The sequence below is a fragment of the Halobacteriovorax sp. ZH5_bin.2 genome (assembly GCF_043196375.1).
Taxonomy (GTDB): Bacteria; Bdellovibrionota; Bacteriovoracia; order Bacteriovoracales; family Bacteriovoracaceae; genus Halobacteriovorax_A.
Map to the genome: position 1 here is coordinate 122,082 of NZ_JBEBMJ010000005.1, position 22,604 is coordinate 144,685.

Consider the following 22,604-nt stretch of genomic DNA (forward strand, 5'->3'; position numbering starts at 1 on the left):
ATTTAACTCTTCAAAGAACTGTACCCGACTCGTCCCTTCCTGGGACTCGCTGGGTTGAATAGCGTCATCTGCTCCTGCCCTGTTGTGCGTAGATATTCATTCAATATAAAATTATTTAACTCTTCAAAGAACTGTACCCGACTCGTCCCTTCCTGGGACTCGCTGGGTTGAATAGCGTCATCTGCTCCTGCAGATGACGCTAACAAAAAACTAACTTGAATAATCTTTGAAAGTCGTCATAATAAATTCATGGAATTTAGTATCATGGTCTCTTTCTTTGTCGCATTATTATCAGTCGTAAACCCAATTGGTGCACTTCCAATGTTTATGGGGCTTACGAAGAACCTTTCAAAAACCCAAAGAAGAAGCATGGTACGAGTCTGCTCAATTGCAGTATTTGTTACCTTAATCATTTCACTATTTATTGGAAAAAAAATCTTGTCCTTCTTTGGGATCTCTATTGGTGCCTTCACTGTAGGAGGAGGAATACTAATCTTCTCAATGGCAACTTCCATGATCAATGCTAAGGACGTTGAGTCTAAGCTGACTCAAGAAGAGATGGATGATGACTCAATTCGAGAAGTCGGTATTGTACCGCTTGCAATTCCCCTACTAGCTGGCCCTGGAGCAATTTCAACAACCATCATCTATGCTCAGAATCTGACCTCACCACTTGATTGGGCCCTAAGTATTCCAATTATCTTCCTGGCCGTTCTTTGTATTTATATTGCCCTTATTAACGCTAATCGTATTAGTGAGAAAGTTGGTCAATTAGGAGTAAATGTCACAACACGAGTCATGGGTCTTTTCCTCTTGGCCATGTCAGTTGAAATGATAACAAATGGCCTTGCTTCAATTCTACCGATTCTGAAAGCAAAGCTTTAAAGCTCAACACACTGCGTACGCCTTTCTTGACCGAAGAACTTATATTCTTTAGAATTAGGCTTCATGTTTATTTTAAAGATCCTAGTTACTATATTTATCACACTATCCCTTGCTCATGCGTCTAACCATCAAGCAATTGAGGCGAAGTGGTTATCCCTTTCAAAAGAATTTAACTTAGACCCAAGCGAGCATGGCTTCTGCTATATTTATCAAGGTCAAGTCTTTGGTAGAAACGCACACTTAAAAAGCCGTTTGGCCTCAACGAGTAAGCCAATTACCTCACTAATGGCACTTGAAACATTAGGCCCAAACTTTCATTATGAAACAAAAGTCTACTCTAATGGAAATAGCATTCACTTAGAGGGTTCAAATGATGGGATGTTTAGTGAAGAGAAAATCTTCTATTTAATTGCAGCACTAAATGCAAATGGGATCACGAAACTCGATACAATTAGCTTTGATGACAACACTCCTATTTTTGCCATTGCTTTAAGGCCATATATGAGCATGAGTGAAGCTTGGTATTCAAAAGAGTATAATATTGAACAATTGCAAGAATACTTTAACCTGAGTAGTAATAAGAAAATCAGAACAAGACTTAATGAGTTTTTAGAAAAAACAGGAGAAGACAGACTAAGAGAATTAGGGCTCCCACTTAAAGCTTCCGCATATCAAATGAGCGTTAAAAGAGTTCTCTATGCCAAATCAAATCCACTCAACAATATTAACAGGACTTATCTAATAAAGTCTCCTGACTTACTTACTTATTTAAAGTTTCAAAACTCTGTCTCACATAATTGGCTTTCTGATATTACTTATAAGAGCTATGGAGCAGAGAAATACTCGAGCTGGTTTTTACAAAACTTAGTCGAAGAGAAACTCGGAAACGACTACTATCAAAAGAGAGTTGGGTTCAAAGAGAATGAAAAGAACATTAAGTTATATACGGGCTCTGGCCTTGATTCTAAAGTCGACGGCAAAAGAGTTGATAACTACGCCACCTGCGCCATCGTCTTAAGCTCGTATCTCGAACTTGAAAACAGCTTACACCAAACAGGCAATTCTCTTGAACATGTTCTCCCTGTTGCAGGTATTGATATTGGAACACTTTCAAAGAGATTAAACTCACAAAGAAATCGTGGTGCCATTCTAGCAAAAACTGGAACCCTCATGAATACAAAGTCTTTAGCAGGGAAGATTTCCACACAACAAGGCCCAATCTTTTTTGGCCACTTTCATCATGTCTTTAAGTCAAATGGCCAAGATCAATACAATGCGAAGATCGTTCAAGACCTAATGACCGAGTTTATGATTGAAAAATTTGGTGGTGCAAAGAAAATCAAGAATTATATGAAACCAAGACATTTTATCCCACTAGAAGGTACGGTGGAAGAAATCTAAATGAATAAAACTGTAATCCCAATCGTCATCTTACTAATCGGACTTGCCACTTATATCTCTAATGAAAGTACAAAAATGGTACAAGAGAAATTTCAGGAACCTACACCAATTAATGCAATTGAATCATCAATTGCACAAAAGCAAGCGACACTAAAAAAGCCTAAAAAAATTATTTCTAAAAAAGATGAGGCCAACCACAAACTCTTAGGGGCCCTGGCAGACGAACGCGAGGATCTCGTTATCCAAGCTCTAAAAAGTGGCGCTAACCCTAATCTCATCTTTAACAATAGACACTTCACCATGGCCATGGACAAGAGCTTAAACTGTAATCCAAACGTCTTAAGAGCATTAATTAAAGCAGGGGCCAATCTCCAACTTAAAGATACGCACGGAAAAAATGCAATGGACTATGCAAGAAGAAACGGTAGTCCAGAGTGTATTAAAATTTTGAGTGAGGCCGGTTTAAACTAAAAAAGAAAATTGGGCCTTGGTTTTTACTTTAAGAAGAAAAGATAGGATTTTAGAACAAGAGAAAAAAACAGATTCCTGTTTTTCAGCATGGCCGGTAGAAGTGATTTTGGGACTCTTATTAAAGAACCAAGGCCGTCCAACCATTGATACTATTAATAAAGCAATGACCGTGCCAACTTTTTATATGAGCAAACCAGGGTCTCTCATAATAATATCAACAACTTAGTACTGGAGCAAAAAGGTCACTGAGGTCAAAATGAACTCGTTTTCTAACTTAAAGAAAGGGTTCAAAGTGCACACCGCAATGCATCGTTCGTATATCTTGTGTCTTGCTATGATAAGAATTTAGATAAAACAGGATCTAATTTTGAAATAATAGATTTTGCTTCTTGCGAGAATGGAGAAAAAGAAAATCGAATCACATTTGTAGCGGCCTCATCACTTAAGTCATAGGCCTTTGCAATACGTGAAGGCTTGATAATACCGGATGCACAAGCAGAACCGCTTGAAGCACAAATTCCGGCCATATCTAAGGCCATCATAACAGTATTAATATTCTTGTCATGCACACTAAAGAAAATGGTAGTGGCATTTCTCATTTTTGCCTTAGCACCAATTATAGTAATTTTTGGGCCAAAGTTTTCAACTAACCAATTTTCAATTTCATCTTTTACGCCTTGAGTTCTTTCAATATTTGAATTTGAAAGATTATAGTCGAGAGCAAGATTGATTGTATAAACACCAAAGGCATTCTCTGTTCCTGAGCGCATGGCCTTTTGTTGGCCACCACCTCGAATTAATGGGGTCCAACTTGCCTCTTTTGAAACAAGAGTAAAGCCGACACCTTTAAGCGCGCCAAATTTATGACCAGAGAAAGTATAATAATCAAGGCCAAGAGTTAATTGGTCCCAGTCTTTGATTTTTCCAACAACTTGTACACAATCGACATGAACACAAGCGCCAGTTTCTTCTTTAACTTTTAGAACCTCATCAAGATCCCATACGACACCATTCTCATTATTCACATATGTGAAGTTAATGAGTTTCTCACCTTCAAAGTTGTTTAAGGCCTCAACGACTTCTTGTCTATCAAAGTCACCACCATGTGTTTTCAACACGTGAAAAGTGCCACCAAGAAGCTCGACGTGCTCCTTCTGATTAACCATACTCGAGTGATCAACATCAAAGCAGAAAACATGAAAACTTTCTTTTGCTTTTAAAGCATTAAAGCAAAAACCCTTTACAACACTATTGATGGCCTCTGTTGCACCAGAGTGAAAGAAGACATCATACTTTGTCGCATTGAAAGTATCTTGAATTATTTTAATGGTTTGATTGATTAAGGATTTTGATTTCTTTCCTACTTGGTGAATCGAAGCTGGATTACCAAAGTAGACGGCCCCCTCGCAAAGCCAGTCTTGGACTGGTTTAACTAAGGGGGCCGTAGCATTATAATCTAAGTAGAGATAATTATTGATTAATTTCACCTAAACCTGATCTAATTCCTGAAGCGTACTCGCTAAATGCACTTTCAGTTGAAGTGTTCTGAGTAGCAGCTTCTACAGTTTGAGTAGTTTGCTCATTAGAAGCTTCTTCACCTCTAACTTCTGACTCAACCTCACCTGATTTTCTTACAAGGTCACCTAAAGAAGTTGTCGTTAGGTATTCGCTCATAATGAAACCAAGATTTTGAAAGTAGTTCTTAGACAGGTGGAATTCAACAGTGCTTGCTTGCTCTGCCTCTGTTCCAAGGATGTCTTTAGCTGGGTTGATATTTTCTCCAACACATTCAAGAACATCTTTAATTGTGATTTCTTCCATTGAACGAGCAAGAACATAACCACCACCTGGTCCTCTTACAGACTTAACAGCTTGGCCATTTCTTAGCTTTCTGAAAAGTTGCTCTAGGTAGTGTAGTGAAATGTTTTGTCTTTCTGAAATTTCCTGAAGTCTTACAGGGTTTCCGTTGCTGTGAGTAGTTAGGTCAAGCATTGCTCTAACTGCGTAGCGTCCTTTCGAAGTGAGTCTCATTGGTCTTCCTCCATAAATCCAAATGTTAAATAAAAAAATAGTTTTTAAACTTTAAGCAAATAAATTGTGTGCTAATTAAGGACTCGCATTCCGTGCTATCCTTTCAAGTGAAAGATTTATTCCGTTAAAATCTTTCTCCTAAATATTATGTCAGCCCACAAGTCTTAAAGTCAACTTGATTTAATCAATTATTATAAAAAAATATTTTTTCTTTACTAGAGCTCATGGAACACGACGAAAAGTCAATAATATCTGTATGTTAGAAAATATTATGAAGATGATGACAAGATATGCCAAACAGACTTAATCGGTTATTTCTGCCCACTTGTTAGAAGATGTTAAAAAATAATTTTCTTTAAAAAATAGTTTCGAGAAGCGTTTTCTTCGTCATCTTTTTTGTCGTTGGTTTCAATACTTAATTGAAAATAATTGAAATCATCAGATAGCTCGCGGTAGATATCTCTGATGTAATCCTTACCCCACTCAACAAGAAAGTATTTTTTCTCATCTAGGTACATTGCTAATTCAAGGTGGATGATTTCTTCAGCTGAATCAAGACGGTAGAAGTCTGCATGGACAATATCACCACAGTCATTGATAAGGGAATATGTTGGAGAACCTGACTTGTCTTCACCAAGGAAGACATTAGTAAATGTCGTTTTACCAGCACCAACTGGGCCATCAAGAATAACAACCGATGGCTCACTTAATGATTCTTTTAACTCGACAATAATATTTGAAATATCACTTTGGTAAACTTTTTTCCAATGCCTAACATCTTGATAGTCAAACAACAGGTGCTCCTTAGAATTAATTGCTTAGATATTTATTTTCCACGATAAAGATCAATACGCAATCAAAGGCAAACCATACCTTACTTAACTGGATGGTTTCTAAATAAATTTAACATATCCTTAGTAACATTTGAGATTCCACTAAATACGGCCTGAGACACAATCCAGTGTCCAATATTGTATTCAGCAAATAGACCTTGTTCTAAAAGTGGTCTAACACTCTCCATTGTTAGTCCATGGCCTGCATGAAATGCAACGCCAGAACCTTCAAGAGTTTTAAAACACTCAACATAACTATTTAAGTGAGGGTTTAGATCCCCTTCTTTAAGGAAATCGATCGCAAAGGCACCAGTATGGATTTCAACAGCATCGGCCTTAAGTTCAATGGCCTTCTTCATTACCTCTGTCGAGGCTTCAACAAAAAGAGAAATCTTCGTTTTAGGTGAATGCTCCCTTAGGTATGACATTGTTTGAGAAACCTTGTCATAATTAGCAGGAGACAAGTCTAGGCCACCTTCAGTGGTCTTCTCTTCTCTCTTTTCAGGAACAAGACAAATCCAATCTGGTTTAAAATCTGCTGCTATTTCAACAATTTCTTTAGCACAACCAATTTCAAGATTAAGTGGTTTTTCAAAACGCTTTGTTACGGCCATAACACTCGTTAAGTCCGTATCTTGAATATGTCTTCTATCTTCACGTAAGTGAATTGTAATTTGATCAGCACCGGCCATTAAAACATCTTGGGCGGCATTTGCAACACTTGGGTAGCCTTCATCTCTTTGTTGTCTAAGAGTTGCTACGTGGTCAATATTTACACCAAGTCTTGGAATCATTTTATCAGTCATTATGCAATTTCCTTTTTAAGAGCGCTTACAAGACGATCACAAACAGCATTAATTTTGTCTTCACAACGTCCTTCAACCATAACACGAGCAAGAGGCTCAGTTCCTGAGTATCGGAAAATCACACGCCCTTCTTCACCTAATTCTTCTTCACATGCCTTAAGTTCTGCAGCAAAAGCTGGCATCTCTTCTACCTTTTTCTTTTGTGAAACAGAAACGTTCTTTAAAACTTGTGGGTATAATTCAACTTCTTGAGATAATTCATTGATCGACTTCTTAAAGAAGTAAGTCGCTTCAATTGACTTAAGGGCCGCAAGTGTCCCATCACCAGTTGTCGCGTGTTCAAGGAAGATAATATGACCAGAAGGTTCTCCTCCAAGTAGAGCATTTTCACTTCTCATATATTCCATAATATAGCGATCACCAACTGCGGTACGGTGAAACTTAAGTCCAAGTTTTTTTAGGTAATTTTCAAGGCCAAGGTTTGACATAATTGTCCCAACGACAGTGTCACCTTTTTTAAGCTTACCTTGCTCAAGTAAGAGCTTAGCGAAAATACCAATAAGTTTATCGCCTTTGATGAGACCGCCATCTTTATCTATTACTTGAATTCGATCAGCATCTCCATCAAGACAGAAGCCCATATCAGCACGAAGCTTTACAACCTCTTGACTTGCAAGTGTTGGGTGTAAGCTTCCACAATTTAAATTGATATTTTGTCCATTAGGATTTACGCCTAGTGGAAATACTTCAGCTCCAAGCTCACTCATCACAAGCGGAGCAACTTTGTAGCTGGCACCGTTTGCACAATCAACAACAACACGCATACCACTTAGATCGCATTCCTCATCAATTGCAGACTTAACGTGAACAACATAGCGTCCTTCAACACCCTCAAGTCTTTTAGCACGGCCAATTTCGGCCCCTACCTTAGGTGGGATCAACTTAGGATTTAGAACAAGCTCTTCAAGTTCAAGTTCTACTTCATCAGGGAGCTTAAATCCATGAGCGTCAAAAAGTTTAATTCCATTATCATCGTAATCATTATGTGAAGCTGAGATCATAACACCTGCATCTGCACGCATTGAAGTTGTCACAAAAGCAACACCTGGTGTTGGAAGAGGTCCTGTAAAAATCACTCGTCCACCTTGTGAAAGAACACCAGCTGAAAAAGCTTGTTCAATCATATAACAACTAAGTCTAGTGTCTTTTCCTACGATGATTAATGGTGTTTTCTTATTCTTATTCTTCTTTTGGAAATAAAATGTTACAGCACGGCCAAGGGCCGTCGCGATCTCTGGAACCATTGGATAAATATTTGCCTTACCTCTAATTCCGTCTGTTCCAAATAATTTTCTTTCTGTCATTATCTACTCACTTTAATTATTTCTGGGTGTATTTTTAATAAATGAACGTCCTCTGGCAGCTCAGCCCTTAGGTGAATATCTGCACTTCTTCCCATATCAGAAGGAATCTCTGCATATACCTTAACTTCGCTCGCCTTTATATCATCTCGGCCCGTCGTTAGTACATCTAAAGAGACTTTTCTAATGCGAGAACGAAACTTTATATTAGGCGCAACAAATAGTATTGGAATATTCTTAAGAGTTAAATTCGCCTTTTGAGGTCTAATATCATACTTGAAGTTAATTGTATCACTTTCACCGTAACGAAGAAACTCAGGAAGGTCTTCAAGTTGAATTGGAACTTCTCCTTGACCAGATAACTCAGAGAGGTCGATAAGACGTGTCTTAACTTGTCCAACAGTTCTCATGATATCACGCGCACCTTCAATTTTAATCTTAGAGCGATTAATTGAAGAAGAAATAAGCTTAAGTTCCTTTGGGAGATTATTCATATAATTTATCTTAATTGGAACATTCTTATAAATTAGCTTATCTAATTTTATCGTTAAGTGTTTTGGCTTAATATCGACGACTTCAACACCAAATGGAACAATCAAGTCAGTCTCACTAATTGAGTACTTAACTTGTTTTGTGGAGCGATCAACCTTCATCTTCTTTAAATCAACTTGTAGCTTTAAATGATCATCACCATGAAAGTCTTTTAAAAATGCACGGGCACCTTTCAACGTAACATGAATTTCATTTGCCGATACAGAAGTAACATCCATACTAGTGGCAGGAAGAACCTCTAGGTTGTATATTCTCTCAGTTGTTATAGGTTCAGAGTTTACAACATAGAACCATAAGAAGATGGCCAAGATAATACTCAGTAGAGTTAGTAGTTGATTTTGAATTAGTTCAAATAAGTTATTACTTTTAATTTTTTTTAACATCTTATGCCTGCCCTACGATTTGAGATTGTAGATCAAGTCTCTTTCCGGCCCACGCCTTTTTAAGCATCATGCGTAGCTCATTTTCATTATGTGAATAGAAAAATTGGCCATTGATACATAATTTAATCTTACCTGTCTCTTCACTAACGATGATAACGATAGCATCTGAGACTTCAGAAACCCCAAGGGCCGCACGGTGGCGAGTCCCGAAGTGGCGATCAATTTCAATATTCTTTGAAAGTGGCAAGAAGCAGCCTGCTGCTAAGATCTTTCCATCTCTCAAGATAATTGCACCATCGTGCAGTGGTGAGATTGTTTGAAAGATCGAGTAGATAAGATCAGAGTGAATGGTCGCATCGATAATCGTTCCAGTATCGATATAATTTTGAAGTCCATTCTTTCTTTCAATAACAATAAGAGCGCCGGTTCTCTCTTTTGAAAGGGCCGTTACACTTTTTATAACTTCTTCAATATCATAATTTACTGGAGAACGATCAAAGAAGTTAAACATCTTCCTTCCTGTCCCAACAGTAGCAAGAGCTGCTCGTAACTGATCTTGAAAGATAACAATAAAAATAATGAAGATATAATCAAAGAAATGTTCGAGAATCCAATTTACTGTGTAGAGATTGTATTTAATCCCTAGAGTATAAAGGACAGCGAGAAAAACCATTCCAAGTAGAACCTGAATGGCCCTCGTCCCTTTTACGATCTTTAAAACCTGATAGATCATAAGAGCGACAATGCCCATGTCGAAAAAATCTTTAATGCTTAATTGCTTTAGTAGCGTTGAAAATAATGTCATAATATATAAGTTGCTAAATATTTAAAATGTTTGGAGTTTAATGATGCCTATAAAAACGCAGATAGTAAACACATCAGGTGAAGGCTTTTACGACATAACTAAAGAGATCCGACAATGTCTTAGAGATCTGGATCCACAAAGCACAGATGGTATCCTAGTGTGTCAAATTCAGCACACCAGTGCCGCGTTGTGCATCAATGAGGCATTTGACCCCAGCGCCAAGCTAGATCTGGAGAACTTTCTAAAACATCTGGCCCCAAGAAACCTCCCTTTTATCACTCATACAGCTGAAGGTCCTGATGACTCTCCTTCTCATATGAAGTCTATACTTATGCAAACGTCACTCACATTAATCGTTGAAAATGGTGAACTTGATATCGGTCGTTGGTCAGGGATTTATCTTTGTGAATTTCGAGATGCCCCTCATACGAGGAAAGTAAAAGTGAAGTTTATGCAGGGATAATACAAGGGCCTCAAAAATGAGGCCCAAGCACTATATAGTTTTGTTTGTGTTTTATTAAATCAAATAGTTTAATGAATTATTTTGTTGATTCGTAGATTGCTTTGAATCCGTCGAAATCTCTTGCAGCGATTTCAGCAAGCATCTTTCTGTTGATTTCAACATTGTTCTTCTTAAGCTGTCCCATGAACTTTGAATAAGAAGTACCAAGAAGCTTAGCAGCTGCAGAAATACGTACGATCCAAAGTCTTCTCATATCTCTTTTAAGAAGTCTTCTACCGATGTATCTGTAGTGTAATGCTCTTTTTACTGTTTCAGAAGCGTGATAGTATTTAGTTCTTCTTGAAAAGTGAAAACCTTTCGCTAATTTAAGAACCTTATTTCTTCTCGCTCTTGCTTTAAAACCTCTTCTAACTCTAGACATAATTTACTCCATTTTTTTGACGTTTGGGGACCAAGTGAATGGTTCTTTCGTTCTTTCCCAAAAATCAGGTTAAAAAAACAATTTTGTCGATTTAAAGTTTCGACCAACTCACTCTTTTTTTGAATCGCTTGCGCTTAGAAAATTAAGCGTAAGGTAGACATCTCTTTACACGAGCAACATCTGAAGCGTGAACGTAGTCAGTTTTACCTGCTCTTTTCTTCGCATCAGTTGGCTTCTTTTCAAGAATGTGTCTTAGGTTAGCTCTTTTTCTTTTGAACTTTCCGTTACCTACTGGCTTAAATCTTTTAGCAACAGCTCTTCTAGTCTTCATTTTTGGCATTTTATACTCCTTGAATTTTACTCACCTTAAGGTAAGTCGAGAATTCAACAAAATACAACAAAACTATAAGTGCATATTTTTATCAGGTTTAATCACTTAATGCAAAGAATAATCGATAAATTGAAAAAAAATATCAAGGACTTAGGATGAAAAGAAAAACAAGTGCCCAATGTAAAATCAGACACTTACAAGATTTAGTTACTTAGCTTTCTTTACAGGGGCAACGATTGTAATAATACGATTCCCCATCATTTTGATCGGAGACTCGATTGCTGCACCAGCTTCTTCACAAACCCCATTTAGGATTGCTTCGAATTTCTCTTTCCCCATATCTTTATAGGCCATTTCACGACCTCTAAATTGCATAACAAACTTAACCTTGTCACCACCCTCTAAGAACTTGTAGGCCCTTTTAAGTTTAGTTTCAAGATCGTGTGCTTCAATATTTGGACGTAATTGAATTTCTTTTAGCTGAACCTTGGCCTGCTTCTTCTTAGCTTCAGCAGCTTTCTTTTGAAGAGCATACTTATACTTCCCGTAGTCCATTAGCTTTACAACTGGTGGTTTAGCTGTTGGAGCAATCTCAATTAGATCAACACCAAGCTCATCTGCAATTTCGCGTGCTCTATCAATTGATACAACTCCGTATTGCTCCTCATCACTCATTAGTCGACATTCTGAAACTCTAATTTGCTCGTTAATTCTTGGGCCTCTTTCTTTTCTTGGCCTTCCACCTCTAAAATTGTTGCTAATAAATCACCTCCGGAAATAAACCAATTATTAGCGAATCAGTTATTTTCAATAATTACAATTCTAATGGCTGCCCACTAGGATTGCAAACATAACAAAAAATATACCCACAGTATACATTATTGAATGAGATATTTCTCATAAAATGACAGATATTGCCCGCCATGAGACGTAATTCTTATAAAATACTCCTCAGATAAGCAAAGGTCAGTATATATATTCTTAATTCTCGTATAGTCTTTTAGTTTTTCAACTCCAAATTCACAACTCTCCAGCTCACCAGCGTGAAGATCAAAACTCTCAAGGTGTTTGTTTTGAAGATTGCCAATCATTGGAACACCGACTCTATAATTTTCTAGATTATCATCGGCAAAAACAAAGAGCTCATCACTTTTAAAATGAATAAGCTGTCCATGAACAATCTCAGACATCAATCTAGCAGCGTTAGCAAAGAGTTTTGAAAAGTCCTCTTCCCATGGGCCTACGGCCAACCTGATATTTCCAATTTGGCGCTTTATTATCTTCGTCTCCATCATCTAATCCTTATGTCCTTCATCATCTGGCTCCATATGAATCAAGATATCAACATCACGACAATAGTCTTTTAACATAACTCTTAGACGGTCTTCAACAGTATGTGCGATATCATGTGCCTCCCCTAGAGAGAGATCTGGCTCAAGAAGTAGATGAAAATCAATTTGCATCCAAGTCGAATTTCCACGTGCACGAAAATTATGAATATCACGAACATGCTTTATATCTTCGAGAGATGAAATATACTTATCTTTTAAAATAGGGGCCACATCTAAAAGATCATTTAAATTTTCTAGAGTAATCTGAATCCCTAGATAGATCAAATAAAGAATAATTAAACCACCTACAATATAGTCAATTAAGTAAACCTGAAAGTAAGCAGCAACAATTGAAATAAGAACACCAAAGCTAATAATCATATCGCCAAAGGTGTGATTGCTATCCGCAGTTAAAATTTGAGAGTTAAGCTCGCGCCCTTTGCGTCCTTCATAAGAAGAGACCCAAAAACTCATAATCATTGAAATAATAATTGAGAGAACAGGGATTGGACCAAATTGGCCATACTTTGTCTGCGTTCCCATGATGAGGTCATGATAATCAAGACCTAGCTTGATTGCCGAACCAAAGAGCATAAAGGCAATAATAAGGGCACCAAGGTTTTCAAATTTATGATGGCCATAATTATGCCTACGATCACGTGGCTTTGAAGCAAGAGCGATTGTAACAATACCGAGTAGGTTTGAGGTTCCATCAAAAACAGATTCAATACCAGAGGAACGAAGTGAAATGAAATTAAATTCGATACCTGCAAAAATCTTTATAAGAGCTACAGCCAAATTTAAAAAGAAAGTAATAATTAAAACTTTCTTGATTTCTTTTTCTCTCTTAGATAACTCTAAATACAAAAGATCTCCTATTTAGACAACTTTGAAGTTTAACTTCAGTTGATCTTTTAAAGTTTTTTCAGTCGATTGGATAAACTCGTCTAGTTTCGCTCTATTTGCAATGACATACGAGTTATCCTCGTAACCAAGAACTCCAATTTGTTCAAAGTAAGTAAGTGCCGTCTTCATAAGCTCAACATTCTGACTTTCAGCAAAACGGATAATGCGCTGACTAAGAATTTCGGCCTTAAAAACGTCAACAAAGCGTTTCATATAGTCGGCTGCCTTGAAGTGATCAACACCATCCTTTTGAAAGCTCTCAAGAGTAAGTGCTGAAACGAAGTAAGCTTCGTTTATATATGTTAAGCTACGTGCAAAAAGACTCAGTTTCGAAGCGACTTCATATAAGTCTTTATTAGTAAATTCGATAGCATCTTGTAAATTCGTAATTTCTCTTCCAACAGCATTACTTAAAATACGAAGTGTCTTGGCATAGTACTCTTTTACAGTTGGAAGATAGAACTCCATCTTAAGCATATCTCTTTGCTTAACAAAGAATGTTTTAAGATCGTCGACATTATCAATCTCACCACTAAAGACATTGAACCAAGCTAGTGAGATTGTCCAAGGGATGATGAAGTGGTGAACAATAGTATTCTTAAAGAATAGAAGTTCGCCGCGACAGTTTTTCTTAATTGCGTAAAAAAGTGAAGTTCCTTCACTTTGGCCAATAACATCCACTTTGTTATTACCAATGAGAATATCCATAGCACGACCGATGGAATCCTCTAATTTACTTGCCTTTAAGCCTTCGGTAAAAGGTATATCATATTGCTGACAGTATTCTAAAATCGCCTGTGCTTTTAAAATAATATCATTCCACTTCAATGCACCACTAGGCTCATCTAATAGAATTAAAACTAAGAGATTTGTTGGTGTGATTACCATTTGATCACCAACACTTCTAAAGCATTTAAAAGCAAGCTCTCTTACATTTACCTTATTTTTTTCAGGATCATCAAGTTTATGAGCATATTGTGGCTTACCAAGAGAGATATGAATCTTTCCAAATTGATAGGCCATGAGCTTAAAGAGGCCAAACAGTTGTCCTGTTGACTCCTTCACTTTCTTTCCACCCATCATCTCTTTTGCCAGTGCCTTCTGCTCAGGAACATACTCATGCGCAATACTAACAGGAACAAAAGCAAGTCCACGCTCTTTAGCGTCAGGTAGATGAGAATGGGCCTCAAGTAACATTTGATAGAGGCCGTACTTAGGGGGTCTAAGTTTCCCAGACCTTGTTCTTCCACCTTCAAAGAAGAACTCGATTGGTTCCTTGCGCTTTAAAAGAGCAAAGAGATAAGCTTCCATTGTAAATTTATAAAGAATATCATTTTGAAAACTTCTTCGAATAAAGAAGCAGCCTGACTTTCTAAAAATTTTACCAATTGGAAAAATATTTAAGTTATCACCACCAGCAACGTAGAGCATACGCTTATATTGCTTAAAGAACTTATAGTTAATTGCAATATAGTCAGCATGAGACTGGTGGTTTGGAACAAGAACCACGCTGGCCTCTTCTAAAAGAGCATTGAGGTCTGTTTCATTTTCATTAAAGCTAACTCCATCATATAGACGAGGAAGAGTAGCATCAAAGAATTTTGCCATCGATTTTAGATAAGATGGAGAATAGTCGGCCTTCATTTCATTGAAGTTGGCGACAACCTTCTTTTTTGTTTGAGCTGGATTATCACTTTCTTCAATTCTTTTTATAAGTTTTGGATAACTTAATAAATCGTCAAGAACACTATTTCCCATATTCTAAGGCCTTTCTTATCTTTTTCCGTGTGGCTTACTTTCGGCCATTCCTGATGAAGACATTTCCATAAATAGTGCTGCTTCACTCATATTTACAAGTTTATCAACACCAAGGTAAGTCATTCCAGAACGGATACCACCAGTTAATTCATTGATGATTCCTTCAGTTGGTCCTTTACATGGAATCATTGTATCAACACCTTCAGCGGCCATACCTTTTGGAAGCTCTCCACGCCAAGAAACTTGTGCGGCCTTTGATGCCATCCCACGGTATTCTTTCATACCACCCTTGACTTCACCTGGAGTTTCAAGTGCTCCAGACAATAGTGAGCCGGCCATACAAGAACTAGCTCCAGCACTAAGTGCTTTTACCATATCACCAGAGTTCTTAAGGCCTCCATCGGCAATTACAGGAACACCTGCTTTCTGTGCTTCAGCAACACACATTGCAATGGCCGTTAACTGAGGAACACCGTGTCCTGTAATAATTCGAGTCGTACACATACTTCCAGGTCCAATTCCAACCTTAACAGCATCTGCACCTTTATCAATCATGCGCTTTACTCCATCAGGAGTTGCAACATTGCCCGCGATCACATCAATTTGTGGGTAGTTCTTTTTAATATACTCAAGAACTTCCATCATCATGATTGAGTCGCCATGTGCGATATCAACAGTAAGAATTTCAACACCAAGAGCAGCAAGAAGGTCTGCTCTTTTCTTACCTTCTTCCTTAACGCCAACGGACGCAGCAATTGGAAGATTGATTGAATGTTCTTTAAAATAGTTTTGGATTGCTTTAACGTCTTCAACTTGTTGCTCAGGAGACATAAAACGGTGAAGGATACCAACACCACCTAAGCGTCCCATCTCCATTGCCATTTCTGGGCCTGTTACCGTGTCCATATTGGCAGCAATAATAGGGATATCAATCGAATGATTCTTTGTAATTTTTGTTTTAAGATCAGTATGACGACGAGAAGAGATCTCTGAATATCTCGGAACTAATAAAACATCGTCAAAAGTTAAGCCTTTACCACGACTAAGAATACCATTTGCTTTGAATGTTAAATCCATTAATCTCCCCTAAATCTAGAAACTTGTGTGCGTTATAACGACGAAATAATAACATTGTCGAAATAACACGCACAAGGTAATTTTTAGAGTTTATACTTAGGATCTACTTGAAGGTATACAGACGAAATCTCGATGAAATGAATGCGAGAAAATCTTCGTCCTGTGTCATACTCCCAAACACAGCAGAGTATGCTGAGCCCAGATCAAATCGTTGCGTAATTTGCCCACGTGAATCAATATAGTAAACAGTCTTGCCAACAGTTGTCACAACTAACCCATCTTTCCAAACGGCCAGTGAAGAAACTGCAAGCTCATCAACTTTAATACGCTTTACTTCATTAAACGACGAATCAATATAGACAACTTCACCGTTTACACTACCAAATGCAGCAAGCTTACCACCATCAACAAGAACACCTTTACGGTTTGATTGAAAAGCAAGTTTCTTATAAAGAACACCTGACTTCAGATCAATAACTTCCATTTTATCATCAACTGAGCCAACGATTAGTTTAGAGTTAAAGATTGTCGGTCTCATGTCGACGTCAACAAACTTCTGACCAGCACTCATGCGTCTTTCCCAAAGGACTTGGCCCTCTTCAAGAGAGAAGCATATGAAGTAGCCATCAGCAAAGCCAGCATAGACTTTATTACCAGAGATTAAAGCAGTTGATGTTCGTTGAACTGTTGAGTAATAAGGAACAGATCTCTTATATGACCAAATGACTCTTCCTGTGTAGGCGTCGATATTAAAGAGTTTATGATTTCTTGTATGAACAAAAAGTCTACCATTGTGAACAACAGGAGTTGAGTCAACACCTGCATCCAAATCAAACTCATATGCTAGCTCACCCTTATTAAAGTCGTAAGCATAGACGCGACCTGTATTGTCTCCGAAGATCAATAGGTTTTCATAAACAATTGGAGCACTTGTCATCTGACCTTTAATATTTAAAGACCACAGAAGTCTGCCAGTTTCAACATTGTAAGCATTAAAGTGCCCACGGCCATCAGCTGCAAATAATTGGCCATCGTAAATTAAAGGAGAGGCCAGTGAGATAGGAAGATTACCGCTCTCGTAACTAGGTTCTAAATTCTTTGCCCAAGCTAGTGTAAGAGGTTTCTTCTCTAATTTATCTGCTGATAACTTAGTCGTCACACTGTTTAGTGTTGAACAAGAAGTAAGAAGAATGGCCACAATCGTGGCCGTTAGAATTTTTATCATAAGATTACTTAATTTTTGCTAAATAGCTCTTAGCTAGTGATTTGTAGACGTTTTGAGTTGTAAGAGTCAGAACTTTATCAAAGTGAGTTTTCGCCTTTGCCATGTCACCTTTTTGAAAGTACATACGTCCTAGATCAAGCTCGATACGCCCCATTGTTAGATTATTTTCATTATTCTTAAGTTCAGTTAAAGATGCAATAGCACCATCAATATCATTAAGATCTTCTTGAACCACTGCCTTTCTTAAATTAACAAAGTAAGACTGTAGAGAAGTTCCTGGCTGCATCTTAGTAAGAATATCTAGTGCAATTTTGTTTTCACCCTTATTAGTAAGGTAATCAACAGCAAGTAAGCTTGTTGCAAATGAAGCTGAAGTACTTGCGTAGTCATTTAGAAGAAGTCCTAGCTCTGCACTCATTGCCGCAGCATCTAGTCCACCTTCTTGATATTTCTTTAAGGCCCCTTGCTCAAATTGATAGAAAGCAGTTGCAGCTTTTTCATTAGTTTGTGCTTTTGTGTAAGAAAAGATTCCGTATCCACCAATGGCAGCTACAATTAAGAGAATCAGTCCTAGAAATAAAGCTTTGTTTTGAGCGATAAACGCTCCAAGCTCAGTTGAATTTAATTCAGAATTTAGGCCTTCATTTGGCGCTACCTGTGTTGTCATCCATTACCCTCTGGTTAAAAATTTTTATCATTTTAATAAAGAACATTGAAAGTTGTCAAAAATACATGAGTATTGTTAAAATATATTTACTCATAATTAGGAAAAAGGAAAATTACGCACCATGAAAAGGATTTCTCTAGTAATAGCAGCTTTTATTATCTCTTTTAACACTCTTGCACTGGAACGTGTTGGACGCCTAGGAATAGGCTTCTCAAATACTGTTAATGATAATATTCCATCACTTTCAATTAAAGTTCAACGCAGCACAACGTTTGCTTATGGTGCAATATTTGGTGTAAACACTGCTGACAACGGTGGCTGGCATGGTGGAGTTCGCCTCTATCGCAATATCTTCGATGAACCATATCTAACTTTCTATGCGGTAGGGGCCGCAGTTTTACTAAATAATAAGAACCCTGGCCAAGACTCAGACTCAGGATTTCAAGGAGATCTAGGATTTGGAACAGAATTCTCATTTCAAGGAGTCGACAGTATTGGCTTCAGTACTGAGTTTGGTATTCGTTTTGAGAATATTGATGAATTTGAAGTGACAACAATGGGTGAGCACTTTATTACAGCAGGTTTCCACTTCTATCTATAAGACTAGATTAAATTACGGACAAATTAATGTTTAAAAATAAAATTATATTCTTCATCACACTACTATGCCTTCAAGGTCTTTCTTTGGCCCAAGAAGGAATGGTCGGTGCAGATGATGACCTCAATATCGGTGGCGATATCTTTTCTGACTTCAACGAAGATCTTGAAGAATCTCAAATCTATGAAGATGAGCGCTATTATAAGTACGGCCGCTTTTTCTCGTTTTCAATGGCCATCGGCTACACGACCTGGTCAGGAAATCGTGGAATGTTATATGAAGACCTACCACCTACTTTTGGATTAACAATTCAATACTTTTCAGATTTTCAATCAGCTTGGAATATTGGGTTTGCCTATTCTAAACACAACATCACTCTTACTTATCCAACTCAAGGGATTCAGCAGTTTCCAACATCAGTTGATATCTCTATGCTTAGATTCTACTTTGGTTATCGCTACTATATCGATACCTCAAACCTTGGAACGGCCATCACATACTCGAACCCTTATTTAACAGCAAGATTTGAGTATTGGTATGAACAAGAAAAGATCGCAAACCAAGATGGTGAAGTAGAAGACTCTTATGGTGGAGTTGGGATTGCGCTTGGTGGTGGACTTGAGTTCCCTATTAAAATAAAAGAATCTTACGTCAATGTTGAGGCACTGGTTCACTCAGTTGCCCTGCAAGATGTACGTACGATTAAGTATGCTCCTGCCACAAAGGGCGGGCCAGGTGTGAGTGACCTGACTGGTTTCGCATTCACTCTTATGGTTGGGTATGTTTGGAATTGGTAGCGCATCCGCTGCAAAATGATTAATAATCATTTTGAGCGGTGCGTGCGCAGTCGCTTGTAATGACGAAATAACAATAATCTCAACGAGCTTTAGCGAGTTGATGATTGCAAAGCGCAAACTTAATATGTACCATTTTGAGCGGTGCGTGCGCAGTCGTCTGCAATGACGTAGAAGCAATAATCTCAACGAGCTTTAGCGAGTTGATGATTGCAAAGCGCAAACTTAATATGCACCATTTTGAGCGGTGCGTGCGCAGTCGTCTGCAATGACGTAGAACCAATAATCTCAACGAGCTTTAGCTATGAAGTTAGACGTTAAGAAATTGAAAATAGATATAATAAACATAAACAAGGATAGTTAAATGAACAGATTAAATTCAGACCTAGGTTGGCTAGTACTTAGAGTTTCAACAGCACTAATGATGCTATTAGCTCACGGTTGGGGCAAGCTTGCTAACTTCACAACACTTCTTACAAAATTTCCAGACCCAATTGGACTAGGGATTCCATTTTCACTAACTGCAACAGTTTTTGCAGAAGTCTTTTGTCAGGCCTTCATTATCGTAGGATTTAAAACTCGTTGGTTTGCAGCAATCTCTGCTATTACGATGCTAGTTGCGGCTTTTGTTATTCACGGAAATGATCCATTTGCTTCAAAAGAAAAAGCACTACTCTACGCCGTAGCTTATATTGCTATCTTCTTTTCAAATGGTGGAAAGTACTCAGTTAAAGCATAACCTTTCTAATATAGGGGAAGAGGTCACTGGCCACACTTCCCCTAACCCCTTCTTCATTTTCATATAATAAATCAGCGGCCCGGCCATGCACCCAAACCCCAAGACAAGCAGCTTCTTCTAAGCTTAATCCTTGCGCCAAAAAACTTCCAATAATGCCTGCAAGGATATCTCCTGTCCCTGCCATCGCAAGAACTGAATTACCACTTTGATTTTTATGAACACCAGACTGTGAGGCAACAAGGGTTTCATTACCTTTTAGAACACATGTATTCGCATATTTCATTAATTTTTTTACAGTTGATAGCCTGTACTTTGAAATCTCTACTCTAGCGACATTAAGAAGCCTTGCTGCCTCACCTTCGTGTGGTGTGATAACAGTATTTACCAACTTCATTGTACTCTGGGCCTGTGATAAGAACCATAGAGCATCGGCATCCACAACTTTCTTATGTTTGAGATGACAGAAGTGATCCCACATGAACTTCCCCCATTCATCTCGGCCAAGGCCTGGGCCTAGAACAACACTTGTCGCCTTTTCTAAAATTGCACTTGCATGATTAAGTCCTCTCTCATTGGCATCTATTCCTCGAACCATAAGTTCAGGACGTCCAGCTAGAATACCTGAGACGTTCGCCTTTCGAGTAAGAACACTTACCATCCCTGCGCCGGAGCGTAGAGCTCCTTCAGCCGCAAGTCGTGCAGCTCCGGCATATCCTAGGTTGCCTCCGATAACAACAACATGGCCAAAGCTATACTTATTGGCATCCTTATCCATTACTGGAAGCTTTTTTAAGAGAGAAAAAGGAAAGTCATTACTCATACCTTCACATATCGGAAAGTATCGATAAGGTACACGCCATCTTTTTCAAATTAAGATAAATTAAGAGGGATTTTTATAAAACTTTAAAAAAAAGGCCCTTTAATAAGGGCCCTTCTATTTATTTTGAAACTTTCTTCATGCGATTTTGTAAATCCGTTCCAGTTCTGAAAATCAGGTGGATTGGCGTGTTATCCAGAGGGAATGCACCACGAAGGCCATTCTTTAGATAACGACGGTAGTTTTCAGGGATCCCCTTAGACTTATTCGTATAGAATAGGAATGTTGGTGGATCGGCCTTAATTTGAGATGCGTACTTAACACGGAATCTCTTACCACGAGAACCTTTTAGAATGATTGGGTGTCTCTCAATTAGTTCGAATACGAATCGGTTTAGAGCACCTGTTGCAATTGACTGTCTTCTAATAAAGATTGTCTTAGCAAGAATTTTCTTAAGACGCTTAAGCCCTCTCTTATGTTTTGCAGAGATAGGAATGATATCGCAGTAGTTTAGCCAAGGCATCTTATCGCGAATATTTAAAAGCCACTCTTTACGAGCTTCTTGATCCTTAAAAGTGTCTCCCATCAGATCAACTTTATTAAGACATACAATAACTGAAGCGCCCTTTTCAATAGCGATATCAAGAAGACGCTTGTCCTGGTGAGAAACACCTTTAACCGCATCAATCATATAAATACAAACATCACTATCTGCAATACTTCTTAGAGAGCGGTATACTGATTGAGATTCAACAAAGTCATCAATCTTCTTTTGCTTTCTAATACCAGCAGTATCGACGATGTGGATTGAGCGCCAGTGGCTGCCTTCTGCTTCTGCTTCTGCTTCGCCTTCACTTGACTCTTCTTCAGAGTTAGCATCAGTGTTTTCATCACCGAAAACTTGAGCTTCCATACGAGTAGCAGATGTTTCATCTAACTCTTCGTCTTGTTCAAGAATTACATCTTCAAGGCCCTCGAGTTCATACTCATCTAATTCAGTCTCAATCTCTTCTTCTAGATCATAAGATGAAATTAGCTCGTTATAGAGATCAGGGTTATTCTTTTTAAAATCTTCGTACTGTGTACGTAGAAGATTATCATTTTTGAAGAAGGCCTTTGCCTCATCAAGCTTCTTAGCATCATCACCAAGGAAAAGATCAAAGTAGCCATCAATTGGGTCAACTGTTGTTCCAGCAATATCAGAAACAAGGGCACGCTCACTTCCTAGAAGCTGATTTAAAAGAGTTGATTTACCAGCATTAGGTGCTCCAATAAGAGCAAGCTTTGCCACAACATTTTCACGTGGAGTAACTCCTCTTTGTAAAGCAGAGATATTCATTACATCATTTGATTCTGAAAATGCCATCATCTCACGGTGGATATTTTCACGAAGGTTTTCCATTCCTAGGCCATGGGCCGCAGAAGTAACAAACATTTCGTCATTATTTACACCAAGCTCATAGAATGCATACTCATCACCGTCTTGAGCACTAGAGTCAAATTTATTTACGATAAGCCACATCTTCTTCTTTTGTTTTCTAATGAAGTTAGCAATTGTCTTATCAAATGGCAGTACACCTTCTCTTACATCAACAACAAAGAGAACAAGGTCAGACTCTTCAATTGCCTGATGAGCGTGATCCGTCATGATATTAAAGAATTTATTTGCATTAATCTCTTGCTCGTTCTTTCCTTTCTCATCAACTTGAGTTGGATAGAAACCACCTGTATCAACAAGAATTGCATCTAGTGGGCAATCCTCGTCTGCATCACTGAAAGTAGTAATTCCATAGTGACGATCACGAGTAACACCTGGCATATCATGTGTAATGGCCTTAAATTGTTTCTTCATTAATCGGTTGAATACGGAACTCTTTCCAACATTCGGTCTTCCAATTAATGAAATGATCATTGATCGTTTTTGCATATTAAAGTCCTATTTTTTTATA

The 22,604-nt window shown here is 38.0% G+C and carries 26 protein-coding genes; 8 read left to right on the forward strand and 18 right to left on the reverse strand.

Annotation, left to right across the window (positions count from 1 at the left end; translation table 11 throughout):
* Nucleotides 1-249 precede the first annotated feature (249 nt).
* The 4 genes from ABMA76_RS13210 (at nt 250) to ABMA76_RS13225 (ending at nt 2,983) form a co-directional block, all read left to right on the forward strand.
* A complete protein-coding gene (locus ABMA76_RS13210) occupies nt 250-885 on the forward strand; it encodes a MarC family protein (protein WP_392911793.1) in 636 nt (211 codons plus the stop codon).
* A 63-nt stretch (nt 886-948) separates the two neighbouring features.
* Nucleotides 949-2,286: a D-alanyl-D-alanine carboxypeptidase gene (locus ABMA76_RS13215; RefSeq protein WP_392911795.1), complete on the forward strand. Its 1,338-nt coding sequence runs from the start codon at nt 949-951 to the stop codon at nt 2,284-2,286.
* Nucleotides 2,287-2,757 (forward strand): ankyrin repeat domain-containing protein, encoded by a 471-nt coding sequence (locus tag ABMA76_RS13220; protein ID WP_392911797.1) that lies wholly within the window; start codon nt 2,287-2,289, stop codon nt 2,755-2,757.
* A gap of 16 nt (nt 2,758-2,773) precedes the next feature.
* A complete protein-coding gene (locus ABMA76_RS13225; RefSeq protein WP_392911799.1) occupies nt 2,774-2,983 on the forward strand; it encodes a hypothetical protein in 210 nt (69 codons plus the stop codon).
* A 106-nt stretch (nt 2,984-3,089) separates the two neighbouring features.
* On the opposite strand, the gene ABMA76_RS13230 is transcribed toward ABMA76_RS13225, so the two are convergent.
* The 7 genes from ABMA76_RS13230 to cdaA all read right to left on the reverse strand — a co-directional run bounded on the left by ABMA76_RS13230 (nt 3,090) and on the right by cdaA (nt 9,528).
* Complete coding sequence (locus ABMA76_RS13230) at nt 3,090-4,244, reverse strand: cysteine desulfurase family protein (protein WP_392911802.1); 1,155 nt, start codon at nt 4,242-4,244, stop codon at nt 3,090-3,092.
* Nucleotides 4,228-4,788 (reverse strand): Rrf2 family transcriptional regulator, encoded by a 561-nt coding sequence (locus tag ABMA76_RS13235; protein WP_392911804.1) that lies wholly within the window; start codon nt 4,786-4,788, stop codon nt 4,228-4,230. The genes ABMA76_RS13230 and ABMA76_RS13235 overlap by 17 nt, the downstream gene beginning before the upstream one ends.
* A 338-nt stretch (nt 4,789-5,126) precedes the next feature.
* Nucleotides 5,127-5,582: a tRNA (adenosine(37)-N6)-threonylcarbamoyltransferase complex ATPase subunit type 1 TsaE gene (locus ABMA76_RS13240; RefSeq protein ID WP_392911805.1), complete on the reverse strand. Its 456-nt coding sequence runs from the start codon at nt 5,580-5,582 to the stop codon at nt 5,127-5,129.
* Between the two features lie 80 nt (nt 5,583-5,662).
* Nucleotides 5,663-6,427 carry a pyridoxine 5'-phosphate synthase gene (locus tag ABMA76_RS13245; RefSeq protein WP_392911807.1) on the reverse strand — a complete coding sequence of 255 codons (765 nt, stop codon included), beginning with the start codon at nt 6,425-6,427 and terminating at the stop codon, nt 5,663-5,665.
* Complete coding sequence (gene glmM / locus ABMA76_RS13250; protein WP_392911809.1) at nt 6,427-7,791, reverse strand: phosphoglucosamine mutase; 1,365 nt, start codon at nt 7,789-7,791, stop codon at nt 6,427-6,429. Before glmM ends, ABMA76_RS13245 begins: the two co-directional genes overlap by 1 nt.
* A complete protein-coding gene (locus ABMA76_RS13255; protein ID WP_392911811.1) occupies nt 7,791-8,723 on the reverse strand; it encodes a YbbR-like domain-containing protein in 933 nt (310 codons plus the stop codon). Before ABMA76_RS13255 ends, glmM begins: the two co-directional genes overlap by 1 nt.
* Before the next feature lies 1 nt (nt 8,724).
* Nucleotides 8,725-9,528, reverse strand: coding sequence for a diadenylate cyclase CdaA (gene cdaA, locus ABMA76_RS13260; protein WP_392911813.1), 804 nt, complete (start codon nt 9,526-9,528; stop codon nt 8,725-8,727).
* Between the two features lie 43 nt (nt 9,529-9,571).
* On the opposite strand from cdaA, the gene ABMA76_RS13265 reads away from it, so the two are divergent.
* Nucleotides 9,572-9,991: a secondary thiamine-phosphate synthase enzyme YjbQ gene (locus ABMA76_RS13265; protein ID WP_392912040.1), complete on the forward strand. Its 420-nt coding sequence runs from the start codon at nt 9,572-9,574 to the stop codon at nt 9,989-9,991.
* Between the two features lie 76 nt (nt 9,992-10,067).
* Here ABMA76_RS13265 and rplT read toward each other — a convergent pair whose 3' ends face one another.
* The 9 genes from rplT to ABMA76_RS13310 form a co-directional block, all read right to left on the reverse strand.
* Complete coding sequence (rplT, locus tag ABMA76_RS13270; RefSeq protein WP_021267308.1) at nt 10,068-10,412, reverse strand: 50S ribosomal protein L20; 345 nt, start codon at nt 10,410-10,412, stop codon at nt 10,068-10,070.
* A 142-nt stretch (nt 10,413-10,554) separates the two neighbouring features.
* Complete coding sequence (rpmI, locus tag ABMA76_RS13275) at nt 10,555-10,752, reverse strand: 50S ribosomal protein L35 (RefSeq protein ID WP_021267185.1); 198 nt, start codon at nt 10,750-10,752, stop codon at nt 10,555-10,557.
* Nucleotides 10,753-10,950: 198 nt separating this feature from the next.
* Complete coding sequence (gene infC, locus ABMA76_RS13280) at nt 10,951-11,505, reverse strand: translation initiation factor IF-3 (RefSeq protein ID WP_392912042.1); 555 nt, start codon at nt 11,503-11,505, stop codon at nt 10,951-10,953.
* Between the two features lie 116 nt (nt 11,506-11,621).
* Nucleotides 11,622-12,035, reverse strand: a complete 414-nt coding sequence (locus ABMA76_RS13285; RefSeq protein WP_392911815.1) for a hypothetical protein — start codon at nt 12,033-12,035, stop codon at nt 11,622-11,624.
* Between the two features lie 3 nt (nt 12,036-12,038).
* The gene (locus tag ABMA76_RS13290) at nt 12,039-12,941 is read right to left on the reverse strand and encodes a cation diffusion facilitator family transporter (protein ID WP_392911817.1); all 903 of its coding nucleotides are present in this window, start codon (nt 12,939-12,941) and stop codon (nt 12,039-12,041) included.
* A 12-nt stretch (nt 12,942-12,953) separates the two neighbouring features.
* Entirely contained in the window at nt 12,954-14,738 is a 1,785-nt protein-coding gene (locus tag ABMA76_RS13295; RefSeq protein WP_392911819.1) for a 1-acyl-sn-glycerol-3-phosphate acyltransferase, read from the reverse strand.
* Nucleotides 14,739-14,753: 15 nt separating this feature from the next.
* The gene (locus tag ABMA76_RS13300; RefSeq protein WP_392911821.1) at nt 14,754-15,815 is read right to left on the reverse strand and encodes a guanosine monophosphate reductase; all 1,062 of its coding nucleotides are present in this window, start codon (nt 15,813-15,815) and stop codon (nt 14,754-14,756) included.
* 103 nt (nt 15,816-15,918) lie between these two features.
* Nucleotides 15,919-17,040 (reverse strand): PQQ-binding-like beta-propeller repeat protein, encoded by a 1,122-nt coding sequence (locus ABMA76_RS13305; protein WP_392911823.1) that lies wholly within the window; start codon nt 17,038-17,040, stop codon nt 15,919-15,921.
* 4 nt (nt 17,041-17,044) lie between these two features.
* A complete protein-coding gene (locus ABMA76_RS13310; RefSeq protein WP_393061823.1) occupies nt 17,045-17,707 on the reverse strand; it encodes a YfgM family protein in 663 nt (220 codons plus the stop codon).
* Between the two features lie 121 nt (nt 17,708-17,828).
* Here ABMA76_RS13310 and ABMA76_RS13315 point away from each other — a divergent pair, with 121 nt between their 5' ends.
* From ABMA76_RS13315 to ABMA76_RS13325, 3 genes are all read left to right on the forward strand, one after another.
* Nucleotides 17,829-18,308 carry a hypothetical protein gene (locus tag ABMA76_RS13315; protein WP_392911826.1) on the forward strand — a complete coding sequence of 160 codons (480 nt, stop codon included), beginning with the start codon at nt 17,829-17,831 and terminating at the stop codon, nt 18,306-18,308.
* A gap of 26 nt (nt 18,309-18,334) precedes the next feature.
* Entirely contained in the window at nt 18,335-19,102 is a 768-nt protein-coding gene (locus ABMA76_RS13320) for a hypothetical protein (RefSeq protein WP_392911827.1), read from the forward strand.
* A 361-nt stretch (nt 19,103-19,463) separates the two neighbouring features.
* Nucleotides 19,464-19,838 carry a DoxX family protein gene (locus ABMA76_RS13325; protein WP_392911828.1) on the forward strand — a complete coding sequence of 125 codons (375 nt, stop codon included), beginning with the start codon at nt 19,464-19,466 and terminating at the stop codon, nt 19,836-19,838.
* Here ABMA76_RS13325 and ABMA76_RS13330 read toward each other — a convergent pair.
* Nucleotides 19,828-20,658, reverse strand: a complete 831-nt coding sequence (locus tag ABMA76_RS13330) for an NAD(P)H-hydrate dehydratase (protein ID WP_393061825.1) — start codon at nt 20,656-20,658, stop codon at nt 19,828-19,830. The genes ABMA76_RS13325 and ABMA76_RS13330 overlap by 11 nt on opposite strands.
* Nucleotides 20,659-20,776: 118 nt before the next feature.
* Entirely contained in the window at nt 20,777-22,582 is a 1,806-nt protein-coding gene (locus tag ABMA76_RS13335) for a GTPase (RefSeq protein WP_393061827.1), read from the reverse strand.
* Nucleotides 22,583-22,604 lie beyond the last annotated feature (22 nt).

Coding starts and splice junctions, on each gene's coding strand:
- rpmI (WP_021267185.1), bottom strand. CDS start 10,752: ATGCCAAAAATGAAGACTAGAAGAGCTGTTGCTAAAAGATTTAAGCCA.
- cdaA (WP_392911813.1), bottom strand. CDS start 9,528: ATGACATTATTTTCAACGCTACTAAAGCAATTAAGCATTAAAGATTTT.
- ABMA76_RS13265 (WP_392912040.1), top strand. CDS start 9,572: ATGCCTATAAAAACGCAGATAGTAAACACATCAGGTGAAGGCTTTTAC.
- rplT (WP_021267308.1), bottom strand. CDS start 10,412: ATGTCTAGAGTTAGAAGAGGTTTTAAAGCAAGAGCGAGAAGAAATAAG.
- ABMA76_RS13295 (WP_392911819.1), bottom strand. CDS start 14,738: ATGGGAAATAGTGTTCTTGACGATTTATTAAGTTATCCAAAACTTATA.
- ABMA76_RS13335 (WP_393061827.1), bottom strand. CDS start 22,582: ATGCAAAAACGATCAATGATCATTTCATTAATTGGAAGACCGAATGTT.
- ABMA76_RS13330 (WP_393061825.1), bottom strand. CDS start 20,658: ATGAGTAATGACTTTCCTTTTTCTCTCTTAAAAAAGCTTCCAGTAATG.
- ABMA76_RS13235 (WP_392911804.1), bottom strand. CDS start 4,788: ATGAGACTCACTTCGAAAGGACGCTACGCAGTTAGAGCAATGCTTGAC.
- ABMA76_RS13210 (WP_392911793.1), top strand. CDS start 250: ATGGAATTTAGTATCATGGTCTCTTTCTTTGTCGCATTATTATCAGTC.
- ABMA76_RS13255 (WP_392911811.1), bottom strand. CDS start 8,723: ATGTTAAAAAAAATTAAAAGTAATAACTTATTTGAACTAATTCAAAAT.
- ABMA76_RS13220 (WP_392911797.1), top strand. CDS start 2,287: ATGAATAAAACTGTAATCCCAATCGTCATCTTACTAATCGGACTTGCC.
- glmM (WP_392911809.1), bottom strand. CDS start 7,791: ATGACAGAAAGAAAATTATTTGGAACAGACGGAATTAGAGGTAAGGCA.
- ABMA76_RS13285 (WP_392911815.1), bottom strand. CDS start 12,035: ATGGAGACGAAGATAATAAAGCGCCAAATTGGAAATATCAGGTTGGCC.
- ABMA76_RS13215 (WP_392911795.1), top strand. CDS start 949: ATGTTTATTTTAAAGATCCTAGTTACTATATTTATCACACTATCCCTT.
- ABMA76_RS13320 (WP_392911827.1), top strand. CDS start 18,335: ATGTTTAAAAATAAAATTATATTCTTCATCACACTACTATGCCTTCAA.
- ABMA76_RS13315 (WP_392911826.1), top strand. CDS start 17,829: ATGAAAAGGATTTCTCTAGTAATAGCAGCTTTTATTATCTCTTTTAAC.
- ABMA76_RS13310 (WP_393061823.1), bottom strand. CDS start 17,707: ATGACAACACAGGTAGCGCCAAATGAAGGCCTAAATTCTGAATTAAAT.
- ABMA76_RS13300 (WP_392911821.1), bottom strand. CDS start 15,815: ATGGATTTAACATTCAAAGCAAATGGTATTCTTAGTCGTGGTAAAGGC.
- ABMA76_RS13305 (WP_392911823.1), bottom strand. CDS start 17,040: ATGATAAAAATTCTAACGGCCACGATTGTGGCCATTCTTCTTACTTCT.
- ABMA76_RS13245 (WP_392911807.1), bottom strand. CDS start 6,427: ATGACTGATAAAATGATTCCAAGACTTGGTGTAAATATTGACCACGTA.
- ABMA76_RS13325 (WP_392911828.1), top strand. CDS start 19,464: ATGAACAGATTAAATTCAGACCTAGGTTGGCTAGTACTTAGAGTTTCA.